This window comes from Pseudomonas sp. SWRI99, assembly GCF_014270125.1.
GTDB lineage: Bacteria > Pseudomonadota > Gammaproteobacteria > Pseudomonadales > Pseudomonadaceae > Aquipseudomonas > Aquipseudomonas hamedanensis.
The window spans coordinates 12,028-33,986 of the sequence record NZ_JABWQR010000010.1 but is presented as its reverse complement, the minus strand read 5'-3'; the positions used below and the strand labels follow the sequence as shown (position 1 = coordinate 33,986).

At 62.3% G+C, this 21,959-nt stretch carries 19 protein-coding genes and 2 pseudogenes; 3 read left to right on the top strand and 18 right to left on the bottom strand.

All coding sequences use genetic code 11. The features are described 5' to 3' along the window. Positions 1 to 51: 51 nt before the first annotated feature. Together HU743_RS10145 and HU743_RS10140 are read right to left on the bottom strand one after the other, a co-directional pair. Positions 52 to 2,163, bottom strand: coding sequence for an ATP-binding protein (locus tag HU743_RS10145; RefSeq protein WP_186648437.1), 2,112 nt, complete (start codon positions 2,161 to 2,163; stop codon positions 52 to 54). Between the two features lie 134 nt (positions 2,164 to 2,297). Next, positions 2,298 to 2,390 (bottom strand): annotated as a pseudogene (locus tag HU743_RS10140) (GntR family transcriptional regulator); the annotation flags it as partial. Between HU743_RS10140 and HU743_RS27170 the strand changes: the two are divergent. Then, a pseudogene (locus HU743_RS27170) lies at positions 2,388 to 2,495 on the top strand (flavin reductase family protein); the annotation flags it as partial. The pseudogenes HU743_RS10140 and HU743_RS27170 sit on opposite strands and share 3 nt — an antisense overlap. A gap of 134 nt (positions 2,496 to 2,629) precedes the next feature. Here the strand turns inward: HU743_RS27170 and HU743_RS10135 are convergent. From HU743_RS10135 to HU743_RS10100, 8 genes are all read right to left on the bottom strand, one after another. Beyond that, positions 2,630 to 3,289 (bottom strand): DUF799 domain-containing protein, encoded by a 660-nt coding sequence (locus HU743_RS10135; protein WP_186619689.1) that lies wholly within the window; start codon positions 3,287 to 3,289, stop codon positions 2,630 to 2,632. After that, on the bottom strand, positions 3,286 to 3,654 hold the full coding sequence (locus HU743_RS10130) for a DUF4810 domain-containing protein (protein ID WP_186648435.1): 369 nt from the start codon (positions 3,652 to 3,654) through the stop codon (positions 3,286 to 3,288). Before HU743_RS10130 ends, HU743_RS10135 begins: the two co-directional genes overlap by 4 nt. Before the next feature lie 28 nt (positions 3,655 to 3,682). After that, entirely contained in the window at positions 3,683 to 4,369 is a 687-nt protein-coding gene (locus tag HU743_RS10125) for a CsgG/HfaB family protein (protein WP_186546704.1), read from the bottom strand. 399 nt (positions 4,370 to 4,768) lie between these two features. Continuing rightward, on the bottom strand, positions 4,769 to 7,867 hold the full coding sequence (locus HU743_RS10120) for an error-prone DNA polymerase (RefSeq protein ID WP_346656517.1): 3,099 nt from the start codon (positions 7,865 to 7,867) through the stop codon (positions 4,769 to 4,771). Continuing rightward, on the bottom strand, positions 7,843 to 9,258 hold the full coding sequence (locus HU743_RS10115; RefSeq protein WP_186619691.1) for a DNA polymerase Y family protein: 1,416 nt from the start codon (positions 9,256 to 9,258) through the stop codon (positions 7,843 to 7,845). The genes HU743_RS10120 and HU743_RS10115 overlap by 25 nt, the downstream gene beginning before the upstream one ends. A 7-nt stretch (positions 9,259 to 9,265) precedes the next feature. Next, on the bottom strand, positions 9,266 to 9,883 hold the full coding sequence (imuA, locus tag HU743_RS10110) for a translesion DNA synthesis-associated protein ImuA (protein ID WP_186648431.1): 618 nt from the start codon (positions 9,881 to 9,883) through the stop codon (positions 9,266 to 9,268). Next, a complete protein-coding gene (gene lexA, locus HU743_RS10105) occupies positions 9,883 to 10,500 on the bottom strand; it encodes a transcriptional repressor LexA (protein ID WP_186546639.1) in 618 nt (205 codons plus the stop codon). Before lexA ends, imuA begins: the two co-directional genes overlap by 1 nt. A 173-nt stretch (positions 10,501 to 10,673) precedes the next feature. Further along, on the bottom strand, positions 10,674 to 11,591 hold the full coding sequence (locus HU743_RS10100; protein WP_186648429.1) for a LysR family transcriptional regulator: 918 nt from the start codon (positions 11,589 to 11,591) through the stop codon (positions 10,674 to 10,676). Positions 11,592 to 11,694: 103 nt separating this feature from the next. Here HU743_RS10100 and HU743_RS10095 point away from each other — a divergent pair, with 103 nt between their 5' ends. Both HU743_RS10095 and HU743_RS10090 read left to right on the top strand, forming a co-directional pair. After that, complete coding sequence (locus HU743_RS10095; RefSeq protein ID WP_186648427.1) at positions 11,695 to 13,437, top strand: amidohydrolase; 1,743 nt, start codon at positions 11,695 to 11,697, stop codon at positions 13,435 to 13,437. A 186-nt stretch (positions 13,438 to 13,623) separates the two neighbouring features. Then, positions 13,624 to 14,361, top strand: a complete 738-nt coding sequence (locus HU743_RS10090; protein ID WP_186648426.1) for a TorF family putative porin — start codon at positions 13,624 to 13,626, stop codon at positions 14,359 to 14,361. Between the two features lie 75 nt (positions 14,362 to 14,436). Here the strand turns inward: HU743_RS10090 and HU743_RS10085 are convergent, their stop codons facing one another. The 8 genes from HU743_RS10085 to HU743_RS10050 form a co-directional block, all read right to left on the bottom strand. Then, positions 14,437 to 14,715, bottom strand: a complete 279-nt coding sequence (locus tag HU743_RS10085) for a DUF971 domain-containing protein (protein WP_186648425.1) — start codon at positions 14,713 to 14,715, stop codon at positions 14,437 to 14,439. Further along, positions 14,712 to 15,674: a HEAT repeat domain-containing protein gene (locus HU743_RS10080; RefSeq protein WP_186648424.1), complete on the bottom strand. Its 963-nt coding sequence runs from the start codon at positions 15,672 to 15,674 to the stop codon at positions 14,712 to 14,714. The genes HU743_RS10085 and HU743_RS10080 overlap by 4 nt, the downstream gene beginning before the upstream one ends. Next, positions 15,671 to 16,519 (bottom strand): ABC transporter ATP-binding protein, encoded by an 849-nt coding sequence (locus HU743_RS10075; protein ID WP_186648423.1) that lies wholly within the window; start codon positions 16,517 to 16,519, stop codon positions 15,671 to 15,673. The genes HU743_RS10080 and HU743_RS10075 overlap by 4 nt, the downstream gene beginning before the upstream one ends. Continuing rightward, the gene (locus HU743_RS10070; RefSeq protein ID WP_186648422.1) at positions 16,519 to 17,301 is read right to left on the bottom strand and encodes an ABC transporter permease subunit; all 783 of its coding nucleotides are present in this window, start codon (positions 17,299 to 17,301) and stop codon (positions 16,519 to 16,521) included. The genes HU743_RS10075 and HU743_RS10070 overlap by 1 nt, the downstream gene beginning before the upstream one ends. Positions 17,302 to 17,436: 135 nt before the next feature. Beyond that, positions 17,437 to 18,861 carry an ABC transporter substrate-binding protein gene (locus HU743_RS10065; protein WP_186648421.1) on the bottom strand — a complete coding sequence of 475 codons (1,425 nt, stop codon included), beginning with the start codon at positions 18,859 to 18,861 and terminating at the stop codon, positions 17,437 to 17,439. A gap of 208 nt (positions 18,862 to 19,069) precedes the next feature. Beyond that, positions 19,070 to 19,315, bottom strand: coding sequence for a ferredoxin family protein (locus HU743_RS10060; protein WP_007959413.1), 246 nt, complete (start codon positions 19,313 to 19,315; stop codon positions 19,070 to 19,072). A 27-nt stretch (positions 19,316 to 19,342) separates the two neighbouring features. Further along, on the bottom strand, positions 19,343 to 21,073 hold the full coding sequence (locus HU743_RS10055; RefSeq protein WP_186648420.1) for a fumarate reductase/succinate dehydrogenase flavoprotein subunit: 1,731 nt from the start codon (positions 21,071 to 21,073) through the stop codon (positions 19,343 to 19,345). Continuing rightward, on the bottom strand, positions 21,070 to 21,822 hold the full coding sequence (locus tag HU743_RS10050) for a GntR family transcriptional regulator (RefSeq protein WP_186648417.1): 753 nt from the start codon (positions 21,820 to 21,822) through the stop codon (positions 21,070 to 21,072). Before HU743_RS10050 ends, HU743_RS10055 begins: the two co-directional genes overlap by 4 nt. Between the last annotated feature and the right edge of the window lie 137 nt (positions 21,823 to 21,959).

Here is a 21,959-nt window from a genome sequence, read left to right as displayed (position 1 = left end):
ATCACGCGCGAAACCGGTGGCGATGAGAGCGCCACCGCCGAGGGCCATGTATCAGGCACTGAGGACCGCGCGGATCATCTGCAACATCGCTTGCGGGCTATACGGTTTGCCGAGCAGGTGCGTGTCGGGACTCAACTGGTGATTGCGCGAGATGATGTCGCGGGTATGCCCTGAAGTGAACAGCACCGGCACCGGTGGCGCCTGGACCTTGGCCCAGCCGGCCAGGTCGGAACTTTTGATCAGCCCCGGCATGACCACGTCGGTGAAAATCAGGTCCACTTCGACACCTTCCAGCAACATCTGCATCGCCGCGTCGCCGTTGGCGGCAGTCAGTACGCGATACCCCTCCTCGCGCAGCAGTTCGACCGCCGAAGCCCGCACCGCGTCGTTGTCCTCGACCACCAGCAGCGTCTCGTGACCGCCGCTCTGCTGGCGTTGCAGGTTGGGCGCGTCATCGAGGATCGGGCGCAAGCTGCGCGGGAAGTACAGCTGCACCCGTGTGCCCTCGCCCACCGCGCTGTCGATCTCGACGTGACCGCCGCTCTGTTTGACGAAACCGAACACCATGCTCAACCCCAGGCCGGTGCCCTGGCCATCGGCCTTGGTGGTGAAAAACGGTTCGAACACTTGCTCAAGCATCTGCGGCGCGATGCCGACGCCGGTGTCACTGACCGCGACCCGCACGAAGTCGCCGGCGGCGATACCTTTACCGTGACAGAACTGGTGGTCGAGGCGAACGTTGGCAGCGCTCAGGCCAATGGTGCCCTCGCCTTTCATGGCGTCGCGGGCGTTGATCGCCAGATTGAGGATGGCGTTTTCCAGTTGGTTGCGGTCGACATAAACATGCCACGGTTGCGACGGCAGTTGCACGTCGATCTGAATGGTTTCGCCCAGTGCGCGTTGCAGCAGCTCACCGACACCGTCGAAGATTTGCCGCGGATTGCACACCGCCGGTGACAACGGTTGTCGGCGGGCAAACGCGAGCAGTTGCGAGGACAACTTGGCGCCTCGCTCGACCGCCGCCAGCGACGCACCGACCCGGCGTTGCACGTTGGCGTTATCCGGTTCATGCCGGGCCAGCAAGTGCAGGTTGCCAGCGATCACTTGCAGCAGATTGTTGAAGTCGTGAGCGACGCCGCCGGTCAGGCCGCCGATGGCTTCGAGCTTCTGCGACTGGCGCAACTGCTCTTCCGCCGCCAGCCGCGCGTCGACCTCTTCAGCGACACGCTGTTCAAGGTTGCGGGTGAACTTGAGCAGGGACTCTTCGGCGTTTTTGCGCTCATGAATGTCGAGCAATACCCCGGGGAAACGCAACGGCTCGCCGTGTTCGTCAAACTCGCACGCACCGCTGGCAAGTACCCACAGATAACTGCCATCGCTGCGCAGCACGCGGTATTCGGCGTTATACGGCTCGCCGGTCTGCACAGCCCTGGCAATACGTTCCTTCACCCAGGCGCGGTCATCGGCATGGATGCGCGACTCGGCAACGTCCTGCGCCAGGTTGCTCAGGTCCTGATCCGGCGGGTAGGAGAAGGTACGGGCAAAGCGTTCATCGGCCGATAACGTGTCGTGCTTGATGTCCCAGACAAAGGAGCCAAGCAAGGCCCCGGCGTTCAGCGCCAGCCGTACCCGTTCGTTATCGGCCCGGTAAGCGTTCTCCGCTTCCTGGCGCAGGCGTTCGGAGAGTACGAACTCGGTGGTTTCCACCACCATCGCCATGACGCCGGCAGGGACGCCCTCGTCATTGGCCACGGGGCTGTAATAGAGGTCAAGCCAGACATCTTCCGGAACGCCGTCGCGCCATAGCACCAAGACTTTGTTGCGATACGACAAGGTGCCGCCCGCCAGGCAGGTGTCGACCACGTTGCGATTGAAATCGGCCACTTCCGGCCAGCCCAGTTCCACTGGCGACCCCAGCAGCGACGGGTGGCGGCCACCGGCGAACTGCGAATAGGCGTCGTTGTAAATCATGTACCCGGCGCGCCCCCAGAGCATCACCATCGGCATCTGCGAGGCGAGCATCAGTTGCACCGTGCTGCACAGGCTGGCGGGCCAGGTATCCAGCGGGCCCAGCTCGGTGCGGCTCCAGTCGAACGCACAGATCCGCGCGGCCATTTCGCCTTTCCAGCCGTCGCACCCGTAGCTATCGGATAAAAACTGCATCGATTGACTCGGTGTCCTGTGGTGGTTGGCTGACAAATCGCGACGCCGGCACGACGCGACGCCCGTCTGTTTCGAGCGTCTGCATTCGTATTGGTTTCATACGAGGTATAGCTGATTTCAACTGCGCGCGACGACTACACCCCAATCAGGTGTTTCAGGGGGTGGTAGCCGGTTTTCATTTTGGCGGCGACGTCGAGAATGGCCATTTCGATGCCGTTCAGGTGCATGGTTACGCGCGAACCCGCGACTACTTCGATTTGCCGACCCGCTCGTTGCAAGCGTGGACGGAAGCGCCGGGGGGTGGTGAGCGGTTTTGGCCGGCCGCCAAGTAAACCAACAGAAAACGCATTCCCCTTGTAGGAGTGAGCCTGCTCGCGATAGCGGTGTGTCAGATACATTGAAGTGACTGACACACCGCTATCGCGAGCAGGCTCACTCCTACAGGGTTTTCAGGGTAATCGATAACTCAGTCAGTGCCGTACTTCGGCGAGCGCGGCCCATACAGCAAGCCCGCCGGATGCCCGGCCGACAGCAGGCGATTGCTCGCCACGCCGGCAATCGGGTAACCGGCATCGGTGGCGCTGTTGATGACCTGCTTCACCGCCGCCGTGATCAGCATGCCAATCAGGCCGCCGCCACCGTTGTTGCCGCCCTCTTCACTCGACGCCCGCGCCGCGCCGGTCCACAGCGTAGTGCCGCTCTTCAGGTCGACCAGTTTCGCCGTTGCGGTCACTGCAGTTTCGCTGCTGATCACCATGTAGCGCGTACCGTATTCGGTCACGGTGATATACAGCGCCGCGTCAGCGCCGAAGATTTCCTTGAGCTTGGCCGGTGGGGCCTGATGAATATCGTCCGGGGTGGTCAAGCCGTTCTGGCGGAACGTCTCGTCCACCAGGGTGATCGGAAGCACGTAATAGCCGGCCTCGGCCAGTGGAAAGGTCACTTGCGACAACAGACTGTACGACGCTTTCACGTCCGGCGAGGTGTTCAGCGGTGGCAGCACCAGAATGGTCTTCGGTCGCGCCTGCTTGTACGCTGAATAATCCACGGTCTTGGGCGCGACACAGCCACCCAGCACGGTCAGTGCGAGACCGGCAACGAGCATTTTCAAAGTACGCGAGATCATTTGACGTCTCCGCTCTTGGCGTTTTTAAGCAGGAAATCCATGTACGTGCCGGACTCGGGGAACAGCGCCTTTTCGGTGTTGAACTGCTGCACCATCTGATCGTCCTTGCCCAGGCTCAGATAGAGCAGGCCCAGGTGCGCGTGATAACCCGGCGGTACGGCTTTGCCAGTGGAGCGGATTTTTTGCAGGTCGCGCTCCAGCGCTTCGGCCTGGGCTTCTTTCGGCTCTTCGCCTTTGAAGTATTCGTAGACTTGCGGTTCGTAGCCTTCCCACTGGTACAGGGTTTTCGGGGCGGCACAACCGGCCAGCAACGTGCTGGCGGCCAGCATCAGCGCCAGCAGCGCTCGCGACAGAGTCAGATTCATGGGTGTTGCTCCTTGCAGTGGGCGACGATCAGTTGCCCGGTTTCCAGGCACCGGCGTTCATGCCATCGACCAGGCGATTGATCGCCTCGCGCATGGCCAGATCGAGGACTTTGCCGTTGAGGGTGGAGTCGTAGGCAGCGGTGCCGCCGAAGCCGATGATTTCGCGGTTGGACAAGGCGTACTCGCCGGCGCCCTGAGTCGAATAGACCACTTCCGACGTACTGATGTTGACGATGTTCAGGTTGACCTTGGCGTACGCGACCTGGGTCTTGCCGCGGCCGAGAATGCCGAACAACTGGTGGTCGCCCGTTTCTTTGCGGCCGAATTCGGTGACGTCACCGGTGACCACGTAATCAGCACCTTTGAGACGCTGGGCCTGGCCCTTGATCGCCGCTTCCTGCTGGATTTCGCCCATGTTGTCGCGATCCAGCACCGAGAACCGGTTGGTCTGCTGCAAGTGGGTGATCAGAATGGTCTTGGCCTGACCGCCGAGACGGTCGACGCCATCGGAAAAGATCCCGCGCATGTAGCTGGAGCGGTTATCAAACTTGCCCACGGCCATCGGCACGCGAACGCCGGTCCAGACCTGCGTGGCGCTTTCAACCTTGGCCACCGGCAACGCACGGGAGCTTTCGGTGGCGCAACCGGCGAGTGTGCCAGCCAGCGTGCCGAGCACGGCAATCGCCACGCCTGAGACCAACATCCGAGAGATCATTCTCACTGAGTATTCCTTTTTAAAAACGGCGGTGTCCCGACGCGGCAGCGCGGCGGGAGCGGAAAGGCGCGGCATTATGACAAAGTGCCATCATTGAGGACAGATTTTTTTGACGTCAGTGAAATGACTAGCCGTACATTGATCGTTCCCACGCTCTGCGTGGGAATGCAGCCATGGACGCTCCGCGTCCACTGTGACGCAGAGCGTCACGGGAGGCGTTACCACGCGGAGCGTGGGAACGATCAGAGACATGGCTCGGCGGTATCGCGCAGATTGAGGCTACAGCCCGAATTCCCTGTAGGAGTGAGCCTGCTCGCGATGGTGGCGCATCTGCTACGAAAATGATGACTGACAAACCGCTATCGCGAGCAGGCTCACTCCTACAGGGGGGATGCGGGATCAGTGGAAATCCCGGCTTTGCACACGAATGCCGCTGAGCAACGGGCTGAGGTCGCTCAGGCGGCCGGCGATCAGGTGGCGAACTTCGCCTTCGCGCTCCCAGCGGCCATCGACCCGGAGCAATTGCGCCCCGACCAGCACTTGCCGCTGGCGCTCGGCCAGGTCGCGCCAGACCACCACGTTGACGTTGCCGAACTCGTCTTCCAGGGTCACGAACGTCACGCCGCTGGCCGTGCCGGGGCGTTGCCGAACGGTCACCAATCCGGCGATGCTCACCGGCCTGCCATGTTCAATATCCTGTAACTCCCGCGAACTGCGGCAACGTCGCGCTTTCAATTCGCTGCGCAACAGCGCCAGTGGATGCGGCCCCAGCGTGGTACCCAACGTGGCGTAATCGGCGTGCAGGTCTTCGCCCACACTGGGTTTGGGCAGCACGATTTGCACCTCTTCCTCGCTGGGCAGCCCGGCAAACAGGCCAAGTTGTTTCTGCACCCCCGCCACTTCCCAACGCGCCCGATGGCGGTGCCCGGCCAGACCGCGTAGCGCTCCGGAATCGGCGAGCAACGCCTGCGCCCGACTGTCGAGGGCCGCCCGCTCGCCCAGGTCGGCGACATCGGCAAACGCCCCGCGCTGGCGCGCCGCTTCGATGCGCCGGGCGTCGTCCTCGCGAAAGCCCTTGATCATGCGCAAGCCCATGCGAATCGCCGGTTGTGCCCCGGTGGTGGTTTCCAGGCTGCAATCCCAATCGCTGGCGCGCACGTCCACCGGACGGATCTGCAATTGATGGCGGCGTGCGTCCTGAAGAATCTGGTCCGGGCTGTAGAAGCCCATCGGCCAACTGTTGATCAGCGCACAGGCAAACGCCGCCGGTTCATGGCATTTGAGCCAGCAACTGGCGTAAGTCAGCAAGGCAAAACTGGCGGCGTGGGACTCGGGGAAACCGTAACTGCCAAAGCCCTTGATCTGCTCGAATATCTGCGCGGCGAATTCCGGTGTATAGCCGTTCTTCTTCATGCCGGCAGCGAGTCGTTCCTTGTGCGGTTCCAGTCCGCCGTGACGTTTCCATGCGGCCATGGAGCGGCGCAACTGATCGGCCTCGCCGGGGCTGTAGTCGGCGGCGACAATGGCAATCTGCATGACCTGCTCTTGAAACAGCGGTACGCCGAGGGTGCGCTTGAGCACCACTTCCAGCTCCGGCGACGGGTAGCTGTCTTTTTCTTCCTTATTACGCCGGCGCAGGTACGGATGGACCATCCCGCCCTGAATCGGTCCCGGCCGGACGATGGCCACTTGAATGACCAGATCGTAAAACGTCTGCGGGCGCAAGCGCGGCAGCATCGACATCTGCGCGCGCGATTCGATCTGGAACACGCCGACCGTATCGGCGCGGCTGATCATGTCGTAGGTCGGTTTGTCTTCGGCCGGGATTGTCGCCAGAGTTAAATTCAGATCGCGGTGGCGGCGCAGCAGGTCGAAACAGCGGCGGATCGCACTGAGCATGCCCAACGCCAGAATATCCACCTTGAGCAGACCGACTGCATCGAGGTCGTCCTTGTCCCACTGGATAATGGTGCGATCGGCCATCGCTGCGTTTTCAACGGGTACCAGGGTGTCCAGCGGTTGCTCGGAAATCACGAAACCGCCGGGGTGCTGCGACAGGTGCCGGGGGAAACCGATCAGTTGCCCGGTCAGGCTCAAGACGCGGCGCAGCAGCGGGCTGTCGGGGTCGAAGCCGCCTTCGCGCAAGCGTTCCAGCGGCGGCACTTCATCGCTCCAGCGACCACAACAATCGGCCAATGCGTTGATCTGGTCCGGCGGCAGGCCCAGGGCCTTGGCCACATCACGCACCGCGCCGGTGGCGTGATAGGTGCTGACCACGGCGGTCAGTGCCGCGCGCCGCCGGCCGTATCGATTGAACACGTATTGCAGGACTTCTTCGCGACGCTCGTGTTCGAAGTCGACATCGATGTCCGGCGGCTCGTTGCGCTCTTTGGACATGAAACGTTCGAACAGCAAGGTGGTGCGGTCCGGGTCGATTTCGGTGATGCCCAAGGCAAAGCACACCGCCGAGTTGGCCGCCGAACCACGCCCCTGGCAGAGGATTTCCTGCTTGCGGGCAAAATTCACCACGTCGTGCACGGTGAGAAAATAGCTTTCGTAGCCAAGCTCGGCGATCAGTTTCAATTCCTTGTTGATCTGCCTCAGCACCTTGAAGGGCGCGCCTTTTTTCCAGCGCCAGGCAATGCCCTGTTTTGTCAGATGGCGCAACCACGAACTGGCACTGTGGCCTTCGGGCACCAGCTCTTTGGGATACTGATAACGCAACTCGCCCAGATCGAAGGTGCAGCGCCGGGCCAGTTTTACCGATTCGTCCAGCAAGGCCGGCGGATACAGCGCTTGCAGCATCTCGACACTGCGCAAGTGCCGCTCGCCATTGGGATGCAGGCGCAAGCCTGCCTCGGCCACCGGGACGTGGTGCCGGATCGCCGTCATGGTGTCCTGCAAGGCACGGCGGCCACGGGCGTGCATGTGCACATCGCCGCTGGCGACCGCCGGAATCTGCCACTGCGCCGCCAGACTCAATAACGCTGCCAGCCGCTGCTGATCGTCCTGCCCGCGATGCAACTGCACCGCCAGCCACAGTTGCGCGCCGAACGTCTGTTTCAGCCAGGCGCCCTCCTCTCCTTGATCGGGCGAATCCGGCACCCACAACACCAGCAATCCCGGCAACGGCTCGTCGAAGTCCTCGCGCAGCACCTGATACTGGCCTTTTTGCGTGCGCCGCCGGGCGCGGGTGATCAAGCCGCACAACGCCTGATAACCGGCAAGGTTCTCCACCAGCAGCACCAGTTTCGGGCCGTTGTCGATGCGTATTTCGCTGCCGATGATCAGCGGCAGTTCAACGGCTTTCGCCGCTTGCCAGGCGCGAACGATGCCGGCCAAGGTACATTCGTCGGTGATTGCCAAGGCGTGATAGCCGTGCTTTTTTGCGCGCTGAAACAGTTCCAGGGCACTGGAGGCACCGCGCTGGAAACTGAAGTTCGACAGGCAGTGCAGTTCGGCATAACCGGCGCTCATGCAAACCAGCCCTGCAGCCACAGGGGGCCGTCCTCGCCCACCGCACGCCAGGCCCAGCCCTGCTGGCCGGCGCGATTCTGGATCAGGTAGTAATCGCGGCGCACATCCTCACCGTCCCACCAGCCGGATTCGATGCGCTCCGGCCCCATGAGAATCCGCGCCGAGCCGTGCGGCACGCTCTGTGGTTCGTCGAGCAGCCAGCCCGGACGCAGGACGTTGGGCAAACCGCTGCAACGCTGTTTGTCGACGCCGTGCTGCCAGGCGCGCTCGGGCCGGTGGTCGGCCTGAAAACGCAGTCCTTGCACCGCGTCATCGCCCAGCCGGGCACGCAGGCGCTCGCGCAATTGCTCCCAGGGCAGGGTCTGTTGCGTACGCTCATCGAACAATTGCTGAAACTGCGGGACGAAACTCGGCAGGTCCTCGGCGCGCAGGCGAAAGCCGCGCACCGGTGCCTCGACCTGCACCTGCTCCAGACGTCCACGGGCCAGCTCGAAGAGCATCGCCGGATCACGCTCGGCACTGAGCAGGCCGACCTTGATCACCGTGTCCGGCAGACCGGCGTGTTCCAGCAGCAGGTCGAAGCGCTGCACGCCGCTGTCGCGTCCACAAAGGAATGCCGACAGATCGCCGGTCAGACGGCGCAGCGGGAACAGCAGCGCCTGATGGGATTGCACGTCGAAATTCAGCTCGATGCGCACGTCGAAACGGTCCGGCGGCAGGTAAAACTCCAGCGCCAGTGGGCGCGCGCCGAACAAAGTGTCGAGGTGCTTGAGCATCTGCGCTTCGAACCGCCGGGCCAGGGCCTGACGCGGCAGGCTCTGCACTTGATTGAGCGTGCGCAGGCCCATGCGCGTCAACGCCGTGGCCACGCTCGGCTCCAGCCCGACGCGGTCGACAGGCAACCGCCCCAGGTGATGTTGCAAAGCCTCACCGTCCGGCACCACCAGACCGTCATACGCATTGGCCAACACCCGCGCCGCTGCCGGGTTCGGCGCCGCGACGATGCGGTGGCGAAAGCCCAGGTCGGTCAGTTCCTGACGCAGGCGTGCCTCGAACTGCGCCCAGGTGCCGAACAGCCCCAGGCTCGATTCGATCTCGAACACCACGGTCCGCGGGTAATGCACGCTGACCTGCGCACTGAAACGGTAGGCCCACGCGGCGAGAAACTGCTGCCAGTGTTCGACCTCGGCCACCTCGTAATCGGCGGTGGCAAAGCCTTTGCTCATGGCCTGGGCGGCAGTCATCGACATGCCGGAACGCAAGCCGAGTTGGCGCGCCGCCGGATTCACCGCTTGCAACACCCGGCGCTGAGCCGGACCGCTGAGCAAGACCAACGGCTCAGCGGCATCGGGGCGCTGGCGCAGCACGGCGTCGAGGGCCAGTTGCGGAAACACGATACACACCCAGCGCATGGCGGCCTCAGTGACCCACGGCAAAGGCAATCGGCGTCGTCCGCGCCAGCCCGCCACGGCATTTGAGTACGCGCAGTTGTGCAGGCCTGGCGTCGATGGCAATACGCAGCGCTGCCGGTGACGGGTTGACGGCTTCGCTCAACGGTCGCCAGGCAAACGCGAGGGTCTGGCCGGTTTCCGCCGCCACTTGCAAACGCCGCAATGCGCGGTCATCGGCCTTGTTTGGCCAGCACAGCACCGCGCCGCAACTGCCCGAACGCAAACATTGCTCCGCCGCCCACAAGGCATCGCGCTCGCTGGCCTGAATCACCGACAACTGACGCAGATCGACCCCGGCGCTTTCCCACGCTTGCGGGTACGGCAAGAACGGCGGCGCCACCAGCACGATGCGCTCGCCGGCCGCGGCCAATCGCGCCAGCGTCGGCCAGACCAGTTGCAACTCACCGACACCGGGGCCGGCCAGAAGGATTTCACTCAACGCAGCTTCCGGCCAGCCACCGCTGGGCAGTGCCGCGTCCAGCGCGGCGTGGCCGGTCGGCTGCGGGCTGGCGGCCGGTGGCGCAGGCCGGCCTCTCCAGACCTGGCCGCCATTGAACAGGGTATCCAACGCAACGACGGCGCCCATCAGCCTTGCCTCACCAGACCGCAGAACACCCCTTCGATGGCCAGGTCCTGATCGTCGCGCACGACAATCGGCTGATACGCCGGGTTGCGCGGTAACAGCCGTACCTCTGCGCCGACACGTTCGAAGCGCTTGATGGTGACTTCGCCGTCGAGCCGTGCCACCACGATCTGCCCATTGAGTGCCTCGGGATTGCGCCGCACGCCGACCAGATCGCCGTCGAGAATGCCGTCCTCGATCATCGAATCGCCCTGCACCCGCAGCAGGTAGTCGGGGGTGCGGGAGAACAGTGCCGGGTCGAGCATCAAGCGACTATGAATGTCGGCATCGGCGCCAATCGGCGCGCCGGCGGCCACGCGACCGAGCACGGGGATGTCGAGCAGCTCGGGGCGCGCCGGCTGTCCGAGCAGGCGAATGCCCCGGGCCTGATGCGCATTGACCTCGATAAATCCGGCCTCGGTGAGTGCCAGCACGTGCTTGCGCGCCACGCTGCGGGAGGCAAAACCAAAAGCCTCGCTGATTTCAGCGAGGCTTGGGGGCTGACCGTGTTCGGCGATGCGTTCGCGGATAAAGGTCAGGATGGCGGTACGGCGGGGAGTCAGGTTTGTCATGGAGTACATTTGTACTCCTGTAGGATTTTCCTGACAAGAACCGCCAGTCGGCCCAGGCCGACACACACATTTGATCGTTCCCACGCGCAGCAAAGGAATGCCTCAAGGGACGCTCCGCGTCCAGTGGCGCGGAGCGTCACGGGCTGCATTCCTTTGCTGCGCGTGGGAGCGATCAATGTCCGTCAGTTCAGCCCACGTTCGGCGAGAAACGCTGCGATGTAATCAATAAACGCCACCACTTTCGCCGTCGCCCGCCGATGGCTCGGGTACACCGCAAGAATGTGCGGGCCGAAGGTGTCGGGGTCGATCGCGTAATCAGCCATGACCCGCACCAGTCGCCCGTCCGCGAGGTACGGCGCGGCGCTCCACAACGGCGTATGCAATAAACCGCGACCGGCCAGGGCGCTGGCCAGCAGCAGATCGTAATTGTCGCTGCGCAACCGCGGCGCCGTCGGTTGGGCCAGGCTCAGGCGCTGGCCATCGCGCTCGGCCCACCAGAATTCGCGGCTGAGCAATGGATGCTGATACCACAGCCATTCATGCTGTTCGAGGGTTTGCGGATTGACCGGCAAACCTGCGCGCGCCAGGTATTGCGGACTGCCACACAAGGCCAGGCGATTGCTGCCGACCACCCGCGCGATCAACCCCGGCAAATCGTCATGCCCCTCACGCAGCGCCAGGTCATAGCCGCTTTCCAGCAAATTGACGAAGGCGTCGCACAGGTCCACTTGCAGGCTGATCTGCGGGTACTGCTGCAAAAAGCCGTCGCACACCTGATCGAGAAAAGCCCGACCATAGGCCAGCGGTGCGGTGATTTTCAGACTGCCGCGCAGGCCGTGTTGCAACTGTTCGATTTCCTCCCCTGCCTCGTCCAGTCGCTGCAATACCAGCCGCGCGGTTTCCAGGTACACCCGGCCGATCTCGGTCAGCAGAATTCGCCGGGTGCTGCGCTCGAACAGCCGCGCGCCCAACTCCGACTCCAGGTGGTTGACCGCTTTGGTCAAGGCCGACGGGGTCTTGCCCAATTGCTCGGCGGCGCGGCTGAAACTGCCGAGCTGCGCGGTGACCACGAACATTTTCAGTGCACCCAGCTTGTCCATGCTTTTTCCATTCAGGCAAAAACGTTTTTCGTGAGGGAAGCGTTCTGTCGGCCGATTGCAGCCAGTAATCTGGCCATCAGACGCAATAACAAGGAAATCTTCAATGAAAAGATTCATTCCCAAGCTGCTGGTTGCTGCTGTAAGTTTTGCCTCGATGGAAGCCATGGCCGCTGCCGATCTGGTGTTGCTCAATGGCAAGATTTTCACTGCCGACCGCACGCAACCGAAGGTCCAGGCGCTTGCCGTGGGACAGGGCAAAGTGCTGCAAGTCGGCACCGATGCACAGATCAAAGCGCTGATCGAGACCGCCACCCAAGTCATCGATCTGCAAGGTAAAACCCTGATGCCAGGGCTGGTCGACAGCCATTCCCACGCCATTTTCGGCGGGCTGGAAATGGCCTCGGCGAACATGGCTGACGAAGTCGTCAGTCTCGATGAAGTGCAAAAACGCCTGCGTGGCTGGCGCGAAGACGGCAAGGCAAAACACGGCGATGTGCTGAGCATTGCCGGCATGAGTTCGGTGTACTGGGCGCAGGCCGAAGCCTTGGGCAAAACCTTCAACAGCGGCGAATGGGCCGACGTGCCGGTGGTGTTCGTCGGCAGCGATCACCACACCGCGTGGGCCAACAACGTCATGCTCAAACGCGCCGGCATCGACGCCGCGCTGCTGCAATCCTTGCCAGAGGCCGAGAAGGACACCATCGGCAAACTGGCCAACGGCGAGCCCAACGGCTTTGTGGTCGACGCTGGCTGGGATCGGGTCGCCTCGAAGATGCCGGTGCCAAGCCCTGCCGACATGCTCAGCGCCGCCAAATCAGCCGTGCGCTACAACAACAGTCTGGGCATCACGGCATGGATGGACCCGGCCGCCAACGCCGCACCGGGTGAAGCGGTGTTCGCTCTCAAACCCACCGAGAAGTCCGTCGGTGTGCTGCCGGCCTACAAGGCACTGGCCGAAAGTGGCGAGATGAGCGTGCATGTCGCCGCGCTGCTGGTCGCCAATCCCAAAAGCGTTCCGGCCGATCTTGATACGCTGGACAAGGTGCGCCAGCAGTTTCAAGGCATACCCAACCTGACCCTGCCAGGGGTGAAGATTTTCGCCGACGGCGTGATCGAATTTCCGGCGCAAAGCGCGGCGATGATTGACCCCTACAGCAACTCGCACAAACAGGGCGAATTGCTCATCGATCCGCAGCACTTCGGCGAGCTGGTCAGCGCCATCGACCAGCGCGGCTGGCGGGTGCACATCCACGCCATCGGCGACCGTGCGGTGCGCGAAGCGCTCAACGGCATCGCCCAGGCGCGCAAGGATCGCCAGAGCGGCATCAGCCACTCGATCACTCACCTGCAGATGGTCAACCCGAAAGAATTCGGCCGCTTCAAGCCGCTTGGGGTCATCGCCTCGATGCAACTGCTCTGGGCCAGCGCCGACGATTACACCACCGAGATGATCAAGCCCTACGTCAGCGCCCTCGCCTTTCGCTATCAATACCCGGCGCATTCGCTGCTCAAGCAGGGCGCGACGATTGCCGGCGCCAGTGACTGGCCGGTCTCATCGCCGAACCCGTTCAACGCCATGGCCCAGGCGATCACTCGCGTCGGCCCGTTGGGCGTGCTCAATGCCGACGAGCGTCTGGACCGCGAAACCCTGTTTTATGCCTACACAGCCAACGCCGCGCGAGCCATTGGCCTGGACCGGCAGATCGGTTCGCTGACCCCGGGCAAGCAGGCGGACTTCATTGTTCTGGATCGCGATGTGTTCAGCGTCGATGACAAAGCCCTGCACGACACCCAGGTTCTGCAGACCTGGTTTGCTGGTCGCAAGGTCTACACCGCCACTCAATAACAACACCATTGCCCTTTGTAGGAGTGAGCCTGCTCGCGATAGCGGTGTATCAGATGTCGATGTGTTGTCTGACACTCCGCTATCGCGAGCAGGCTCACTCCCACAGGGTCTTTTGGGGTGGCTGAGATTGCATTCCCTCCCCAGTTTTCGTACTGCCCAACAATAATCACAACACCGGGACTTCACATGAAAGCCTTGCCCCTGTTCGCCCTGAGTTTCTTCAGTGTGCTGCCGTCGAGCAGCCACGCGATCGCGCTGAACGACGACTTCGCCGTGCTGGTGGATCTGACCCTCGCCAGTGATTACCGCACACGCGGCATTTCGCAAACTCAAAATGACCCTGCCACGCAGGCCGGCCTGACCCTGGCGCATAGCAGCGGTCTGTATCTGGGCGCGTGGAGTTCCAACGTCGATTTCGGCGGGGGCTTGAAGCCCCGTCAGGAAGTCGATTACTACGCCGGTTGGCTATGGCAGGCGAGCGAGGATGTCAGCCTGGACCTGGGCTATCTCAAGTATGCCTACCCCAGGGAAAGCCAGTTCAACCAGAGCGAGGTCTACGCGATTTTCGGCGCGTACGGCGTCAGCGTGGCGGCGTACTACTCCAGCGATGCGCCGGGCATCGATAGTCAGCAGAACTCGCTGTACACCTACGTCAGTTATGAAACGCCATTGCCTTTCGATTCGGCGTTGGCACTGCGCTACGGCCGTATGGATTTCAAGGACCCGTACCTGTACTCGGCGTCCGGGCAGGCGCAGGACAGTTATCGGGAGTGGGAGGTCAAAGTCACCCACAACCTGGGCGGCGTGGTGCTGGGCCTCAGCTATATCGACACTGACCTCTCGCAAACGCAATGCCTGAGCAACTGGGGCTTCAAAGACGTCTGCGCCGCGACCGTTGTCGCCAGCGTCAGCAAATCTTTCTGATAACCGCTCCCACAGGGGATTGGTGATTCGGCGCGATATGCGGGGTTCAGCGCTCCCACATGGATTTTCGCGGGGTCAGGCATTGAGTTGTGCCAGGTAAGTCCATGGATAGATACCGCGTTGATGGCCGTCGCTGAACACCAGTTGCACGCCATAGCCCTGGGGGTTGAGTTCGATCAGTCGCACCCGATCATCGACCAGCGGCGTCAGGCCGCGCAGGCGCAACGCGCGGCATTGCGAGCATGGGCACTGGCGGCGCAGTTCGGCGTGATTGAGTTGCTGCTCGCGGCCATCCGGCCAACTCAGGCGCAGCGTCCGTTCGCTCTGCGAATTACCGACCGACAGTGGGCTCATTGCAACTGGCTCAAGGCGATGCGCACGGCTTTGCGTACCTCCGGATCACCGTCATCCTGCGCAGCCTGCAACGCCGCCACGGCACCGCGATCATTCAGTTCGCCCAAGGCCAGCGCCGCTTCCTTGCGCAGGTTGCTGATGCGATGGCCAAGGGTGTCGACCAGCGCGTCCAGCGCCGGGGCGAAACGCAGGCGACCGAGGCTGCGGGTGGCGCGCAAGCGCACTTGCCAATAGTCGTCGCTCAAGGCTTCGACCAGGGCCGGCCCCGCATCGCGATGGCCGACTTTGCCCAGGGTCGTCGCGGCTTCTTCGCGCACTTGCCAGGCACTGTCCTGCAAGGCCTGGCGCAGGGCCGGAAGCACTTCGGCGCCAGAGGCCAGGCCCAGCGCTCCGGTGGCCGCGCGGCGCACTTCGGTGTCCGGATCAGCGCTGGCCAGACGGGCCAGCGCCGGCAACGCGTCGAGCTGTTTGAGCCAGCCGAGCACCCCGACCGCTTCGCGACGCACATGGGCGTCAGCATCGTTCAGCGCGGTAATGGCCGCGGTGGCGGCGTCGGCAAAACGCAACTCACGCAGCGCTCGAAACGCGGCGATCCGCACACTGACCTCGGCGTGCCCGGTCCACGGCAGAATCACCCGCCCCGACGCTGTCGACTTGAGCAGACTCAGGCTTTGCGCGGCGGCCGCTTGCACGGCTGGCGACGGATCCGTCAGCGCTTCGCACAAGGCTTGCACGACCGGCTCGTCCTCCCACGCCTCCAACAGCCGTGCGGCTTCGGCACGCACCTCCTCGGCGGGATCCTGCCTGAGGCGATCGACCAGCCAGAGCAAACCGTCCGGCTCTTCCAGATCCGCCAGTTCAATCAGGGCAATACGTCGCACGCCGGCATCTTCAGCCGTCAGACGCGGTTGCAGGGCGAGGATTTCATCGTTGTCGGTTACAGCAAAAAAAGAAGTCATAGGGCAAATCGCGGCAAAGGGTTTTCTGGCGGCAGACCGAGCGGATTGAGGCGTGGCAGCGGTCGGTCGTTGTCGTGGCGCAGCAGGTCGAGGCAGTGACGCTTGAGGCGGGCGAACTCGGGGCTGGTGACCAGCTCAGTGGTGCGTGGACGAGGGAAATCCAGGCGCAAGTCTTCGATGATTCGCCCCGGGCGTGCGCTCATGACCAACAGGCGGTCGGCGAGGAACAGCGCTTCATCGATGTCATGGGTGACAAACACCACGGTGGTGCGGATGCGCGTCCAGATGTCCAGCAGCAGTTCCTGCATGTTCAGCCGGGTCAGCGCATCCAGTGCGCCGAACGGTTCGTCCATCAGCAACAGCCGCGGACGGTTGACCAGCACCCGGGCGATCTCCACACGCTGCTGCATGCCGCCGGAGAGCTGATCGGGCCAGCGTTCGGCAAAGCCGTCGAGGCCGACCAGCTCAAGGATTTCATCGGCGGCACGATGGCGTTCAGTCTTGCTGATGCCACGCATTTTCAGGCCGAAGGCGACGTTGTCACGTACCGTTCGCCACGGGAACAATGTGTGATGCTGAAAGACCATGCCGCGTTGTGGCGACGGGCCGGACACCACCGCGCCGTCCACCTTGAGGCTGCCGGTCTGCGCATTCAGATGCCCGGCCAAGGCACCAAGCAAGGTCGATTTCCCGCAACCGGACGGGCCGAGGATGCACACGAACTGGCCGGGTTCGATCTGGCAATCGAGGCCCTGCACGGCTTCGAACGCTTCACGACCGCTGCCAAGGACGATGGACAACTGGCGAATGTCGATCCGCCCTTGCGGGGTTTGCATCACGCTCATCAGGCTTTTCCTCGCGGTCGATGCCAGGGCGTGAGCCACCCGCCCAGGCGTTTGATCAGCCAACTGCTGCCCATGCCCAACACACCGATCAGGAGCATGCCGACGACGATGTCGGCATAGTTCTGCAGGGTGTAGGACTCCCAGGTGTAATAGCCGATACCGAACTGGCCGGAGATCATTTCCGCCGTCACCAGGCAGAACCACGACGTGCCCATGCCGATCGCCAGGCCGGTGATGATGCTCGGCGCAGCGCCCGGCAGGATCACTTCCTGCAGAATCGCCCGGCGCCCTGCCCCGAGGCTTTTTGCCGAGGCGATCAGACGTGGGTCGACGGTCTCGACGCCGTGCACGGTGTTGAGCAGGATCGGGAACAGCGCGCCGGTAAAGGTGATGAAGACCATCGACAATTCCGACGACGGGAACATCAGGATTGCCAGAGGAATCCACGCCACGGCGGGGATCGGGCGCAGCACTTCCAGTGGTGGCAGCAGCAGGTCTTCAGCCCATTTCGAGCGGCCGATGGACAGGCCAAGGGCGATGCCGATCAGCAGTGCCGCGAGGTAGCCGGCAAAGACGCGGCCCAGGCTGCTGCTCAGGTGCTGCCAGAGTTTGCCGGAATCACCCAGGCCCAGCGCGGCTTCTATCACGGCCACGGGGGTTGGCACGTTGGCGAAGGTCACCAGGCCCAGGTTCCAGTGATGGCGGGCGGCGAGTTGCCAGAACAGCAGGCAGAGCAGCAGCGAGATGATTCTTGGAATCCAGCGCAAACAGGATCGATACACAATAATGCCTCTCAACCAAATCCCTGTAGGAGTGAGCCTGCTCGCGATAGCGGTGTATCAGACATCACATCGACAGCTGACACACCGTTATCGCGAGCAGGCTCACTCCTACAGGGGAGCGCGGTGTTTGTGGGGTTAGCGCACGGCGACGACTTGCGCGGTGGCATCGCTGAAGTCGAAGACTTTGCCGCCCTGCGCCGTGGCGTATTGCTGGGCCTGGCCCTTGAGCAGGAACGCGCTGAGGCGACCCTTGGCATCGCTGGCAAACCATGCCTGTTCGGCCAACAACTTGATGCCGCTGTCGCTGGCCTGCGCATACACCGCCCGGATGTTTCTGCCCTCCTGCTTCAACGCAGCCAGCGCGCTGAACGCCGCTTCAGCCGAACCATAACGGCGCACTTTTGCCTCGCCGCGTACCCAGATTTCCGCAACGTGGCTGACATCGGTGATGGCTTGGCCCGTCGCTGCATCCGCCCCGGGTAAAGGCGTCTGCGCGTAGTCAGCCAATTGCGCGGCGTAATCGAGGTTCGACGCCTTGAAAGCCGCGCGGATGTATTGATCGTCAATAAAGGTGTTGAGATCGAGGCCGCGATCAGCCTTTTTCAGCAGTTTCAGCGTATCGATGGCGGTGCCGACGGCCTGGCGGTACTCCGGTTTCCAGCTCAGGTCGCGGGTCTGCACGCCGAGCGGGCCATGGAACAGGTAGTTGACCTCGGCGTCGACGCCAGAGACCTTGGCGATCAGTTCGCTGTACTTCTCCGGTTCGGCTGCGAGCAATTGATTGGCTTCGATGCTGGCGCGCAGATAGGCGACGACAATCTCCGGGTATTTCTCCGCATAGGCCTGATCCACCAGCGCACCGTGGAAGGTCGGTGCGTTGGCCTGGGCGCCGTCGTAGATCTTGCGGGCGAAACCACGGCTGGGAAACAGTTCGGCGAACGGCACGAAGTCGGCGTGAGCGTCGATCTTGCCGGCCTGCAAAGCCGAACCTGCGACTTCCGGCGGCTGGGCGATGATGTTCACATCCTTGAGCGGATCCCAGCCCTGCTCTGCCACGGCGCGCAGCAACATGCCATGGGCCGTGGAGGCGAACGGCACGGAAATGGTCTTGCCTTTAAGCTCAGCCAACGACTGCACGCTGGATGCGCTCGGCACAACAATGCCGTTGCCACTGCCCTTGATGCTGCCCGACAACACGCTGATGAACAGGCTGTGCTTGCCAGCGGTTTCGAACGCCACACCATTGAACGCACCGGGGAAATCGGCCATGGCGCCGAAGTCGAGTTTGCCGGCGACCATCTCGTTGGTCAGCGGCGCGCCGCTGGTGAAGTTCTTCCATTGCACGTCGTACTTCGCATCTTTATAGGCGCCATCGCGGGGCAGGTATTTGTCGAGCAAGCCGAGTTCACGGATCAACAGGCCACCGGCGGCGCAGTTGATGGTGGTGTCCTGGGTGCCGATGGCAATGCGGATGGTTTCGGCCGAGGCCGACACGGTAAATGAAGCCAGTACCAGACCGGCGAGTGCTGCACGCAACATGAGTGTGTCCCCTCGAATCATTGATTGAAGTTCGTCTCCGCCGCGATCAGGGCGCGGTGGGAAACGAGGGGTATTTTTCAACTCAGCGTCCGGGGTTCACCGGATGGCTTTGGTTTGTCACACATCCAATGTAGGAGTGAGCCTGCTCGCGATAGCGGTGTGTCAGTCAACACATCTACATCTGATCCAGCGCTATCGCGAGCAGTCTCACTCCTACAGGGATCGGGTTTCAACGCAAGAGATACGGGATTTCGACTTTGACGGCACCCGTCGGACAATCCTTTTCGCACGGCATGCAATACCAACATTCATCAAATGCCATGTAGGCCTTTTGCGTGGCCGGGTTGATCGCCAACAAATCCATCGGGCAGACGTCGACGCACACGGTGCAGCCCTTTTCGGCGATGCATTTGTCCTCATCGACGGTGACCGGGGCGTTGGAGCGGAAGAAGATTTCCTGAGCTTGATAAGCCATGGTTCGGACTCTCTTTTCAGTCGTGCATCAAGCGGCGAAAGAGCCGACCCGCAGTCGGTCGTAGGCCTGCATTTCTTCGGCGTCGAGCGGGATGATGTAAGGCTCGACGGCTTTTTTGAAACTGGTCATGCGCCCGTCCTCGCCCTTTTTCAGATGGCAATGGCAGAACCATTCGGCGTCGTTACGTTGTGGATGATCGACGCGATAGTGATACAGGCCCCAGCGGCTTTCGGCGCGGAACAACGAGGCGCGGGCGGCCATTTCGGCGCAGTCGCGGATCACGCTGGTTTCCATCGCGCGCATCAGTTCGTGGGCGTTGTTGGCTTTCATCTGTTCCAGGTCGCGCTCAATGTCGCTGAAACGTTGCAGGCCGATCTGCATTTTTTTGGTCACTTTCGGCGGTTGCAGGTAGTCGTTGACGAAGCGGCGCAGCTTGTACTCGACCTGCGCCGGCGGCAGGCCGTGTTCACGATCCAATGGTGCGTAGACCCGGGCTTTTTCCTTGGCAATCTGCTCGGCATCCAACGCCGAAAACTCGCGGCCGGCGACAAACTCCGCGGCGTTGTGCCCGGCAAACCAGCCGTAAGTAAACGCACCGAGCATGTAATTGTGCGGCACGGCCGCCATGTCGCCCGCCGAGTACAAACCTTTCACCGAGGTTTCGGCGCGTTCGTTGACCCACACGCCAGACGCCGAATGACCACTGCAGAAACCGATTTCCGAGATGTGCATTTCGACCATCTGCGTGCGGTAGTCGGTGCCGCGATTGGCGTGGAACTGACCCCGGCTCGGGCGCTCGTTGCTGTGCAGGATGTCCTCGATGTTCTGGATGGTTTCTTCGGCCAGATGATCGAGTTTGAGGAACACCGGGCCGTTGCCGCTTTCCAGTTCCTGGTGAAACTCCCACATCATCTGCCCGCTCCAGTAGTCGCACTCGATGAAGCGTTCACCCTTGTTGTTGGCGGTGTAACCCCCTAGCGGGCCAGTCACGTAGGCGCAGGCCGGGCCGTTGTAATCCTTGATCAACGGGTTGATCTGGAAGCACTCGAGATTGGCCAGCTCGGCGCCGGCGTGATAGGCCATCGCGTAGCCGTCGCCGGCATTGGTCGGGTTTTCGTAAGTGCCCATCAGATAACCCGACGACGGCAGGCCGAGACGACCGGCAGCGCCACACGCCAGAATCACCGCCTTGGCCTTGATCACATGGAAATCGGCGGTGCGGCAATCGAAGCCCATCACACCGTTGACCGCGCCCTCCTCGTCGGTCAGCAAACGTGTGCAGACCAGGCGATTGGTGATGCTCACCCGCGCCCGTTTCAACTGGCGATAAAGGACCTTTTTGATGTCGTGCCCTTCCGGCATCGGCAGTACGTAGGCGCCCATGTGATGGACTTTTTTCACCGCGTAATCGCCGGTTTCGTCCTTTTCGAACTTCACCCCCCAACGGTCGAGCTGTTCGATGGTTTCGAAACTGTGCGTGGCATAGGCGTAAACGGCGGCTTGATTGACGATGCCGTCGTTGGCGATGGTAATTTCCTTGGTGTACTGCTCCGGCGTCGAATGGCCGGGAATGATCGCGTTGTTCAGGCCGTCCATGCCCATGCTGATCGCGCCGCTGCGTTTGACGTTGGCCTTGTCGACCAGCAGCACGCGCAGGTCGCGGTTTTGCTCTTTGGCCTTGATCGCCGCCATGGGACCTGCGGTGCCGCCGCCAATAACGACGATGTCGTATTCCTGTTCCAGCGTGTTGCGCGTCATGCCTGCTCCCCTTTGTGCCGGTCGATCCGCAGGCGGTACTGAAACGCATCGCCACGGTAGTAGAGATGTTCGAAATCCAGCGGCTGGCCCCGGGCGTCGTGGGTCAGGCGCTCGATGCGCATGATCGGCGAGCCGGCCTCGACGTTGAGCGCCTGGGTCAGGTCGCTGTCCGCCAGCACCGCGTCGATGGCCAGATCGGCGTGGCCGAGCACGATGCCGCAGTCGTTTTCGAGGATCAGGAAGATGTCGCGGGTAACCAGATCGGCCTTTTCCAGCCGCTCGCCGATGGCTTTGGGCAGGTAGGTGATTTCCAGCGAGATCGGTTCACGGTTGATCAGTCGCACGCGTTTGATCTGCGCGACGATTTCCCCTTCGGCCACTTGCAAACGCTCGGCGACACGCTTGTCGGCAGCAATGAATTTGAAGCTGCGCAAGCGGTTGATCACCTCGTAGCCGCGCCCGGTCATGGACTCGGCGAGACCTTGCAGGCTGCTGACGTTCTGAAAGGTTTTCGGCTTGGCGACGAACGTGCCTTTGCCGTGGATCTTGAAGATCAGCCCTTCCTTCTGCAAATCGCCCAGCGCCTGGCGCACGGTGATGCGGCTGACTTTGAACAGCGTGCCGAGTTCGCTTTCGGACGGCATCTGACTGTCTTGCGGGTATTCACCATCAAGAATGCGCGCACGCAACACATCGCGCAGTTGGGTGTGCAGCGGGACGCTGCCGAGGGAGAGAACGTTATCGGTCATCACGGGATCACTTGTTATAACGAGTTATGACGTGATCTTAGGGTTGGGATGACAAAGTTGAGAAATATTGTTTGGGCATAACCTTAGATACTAAGCGCTCGCTGTTCCCTGTGGGAGCTGGCTTGCCAGCGATGGCG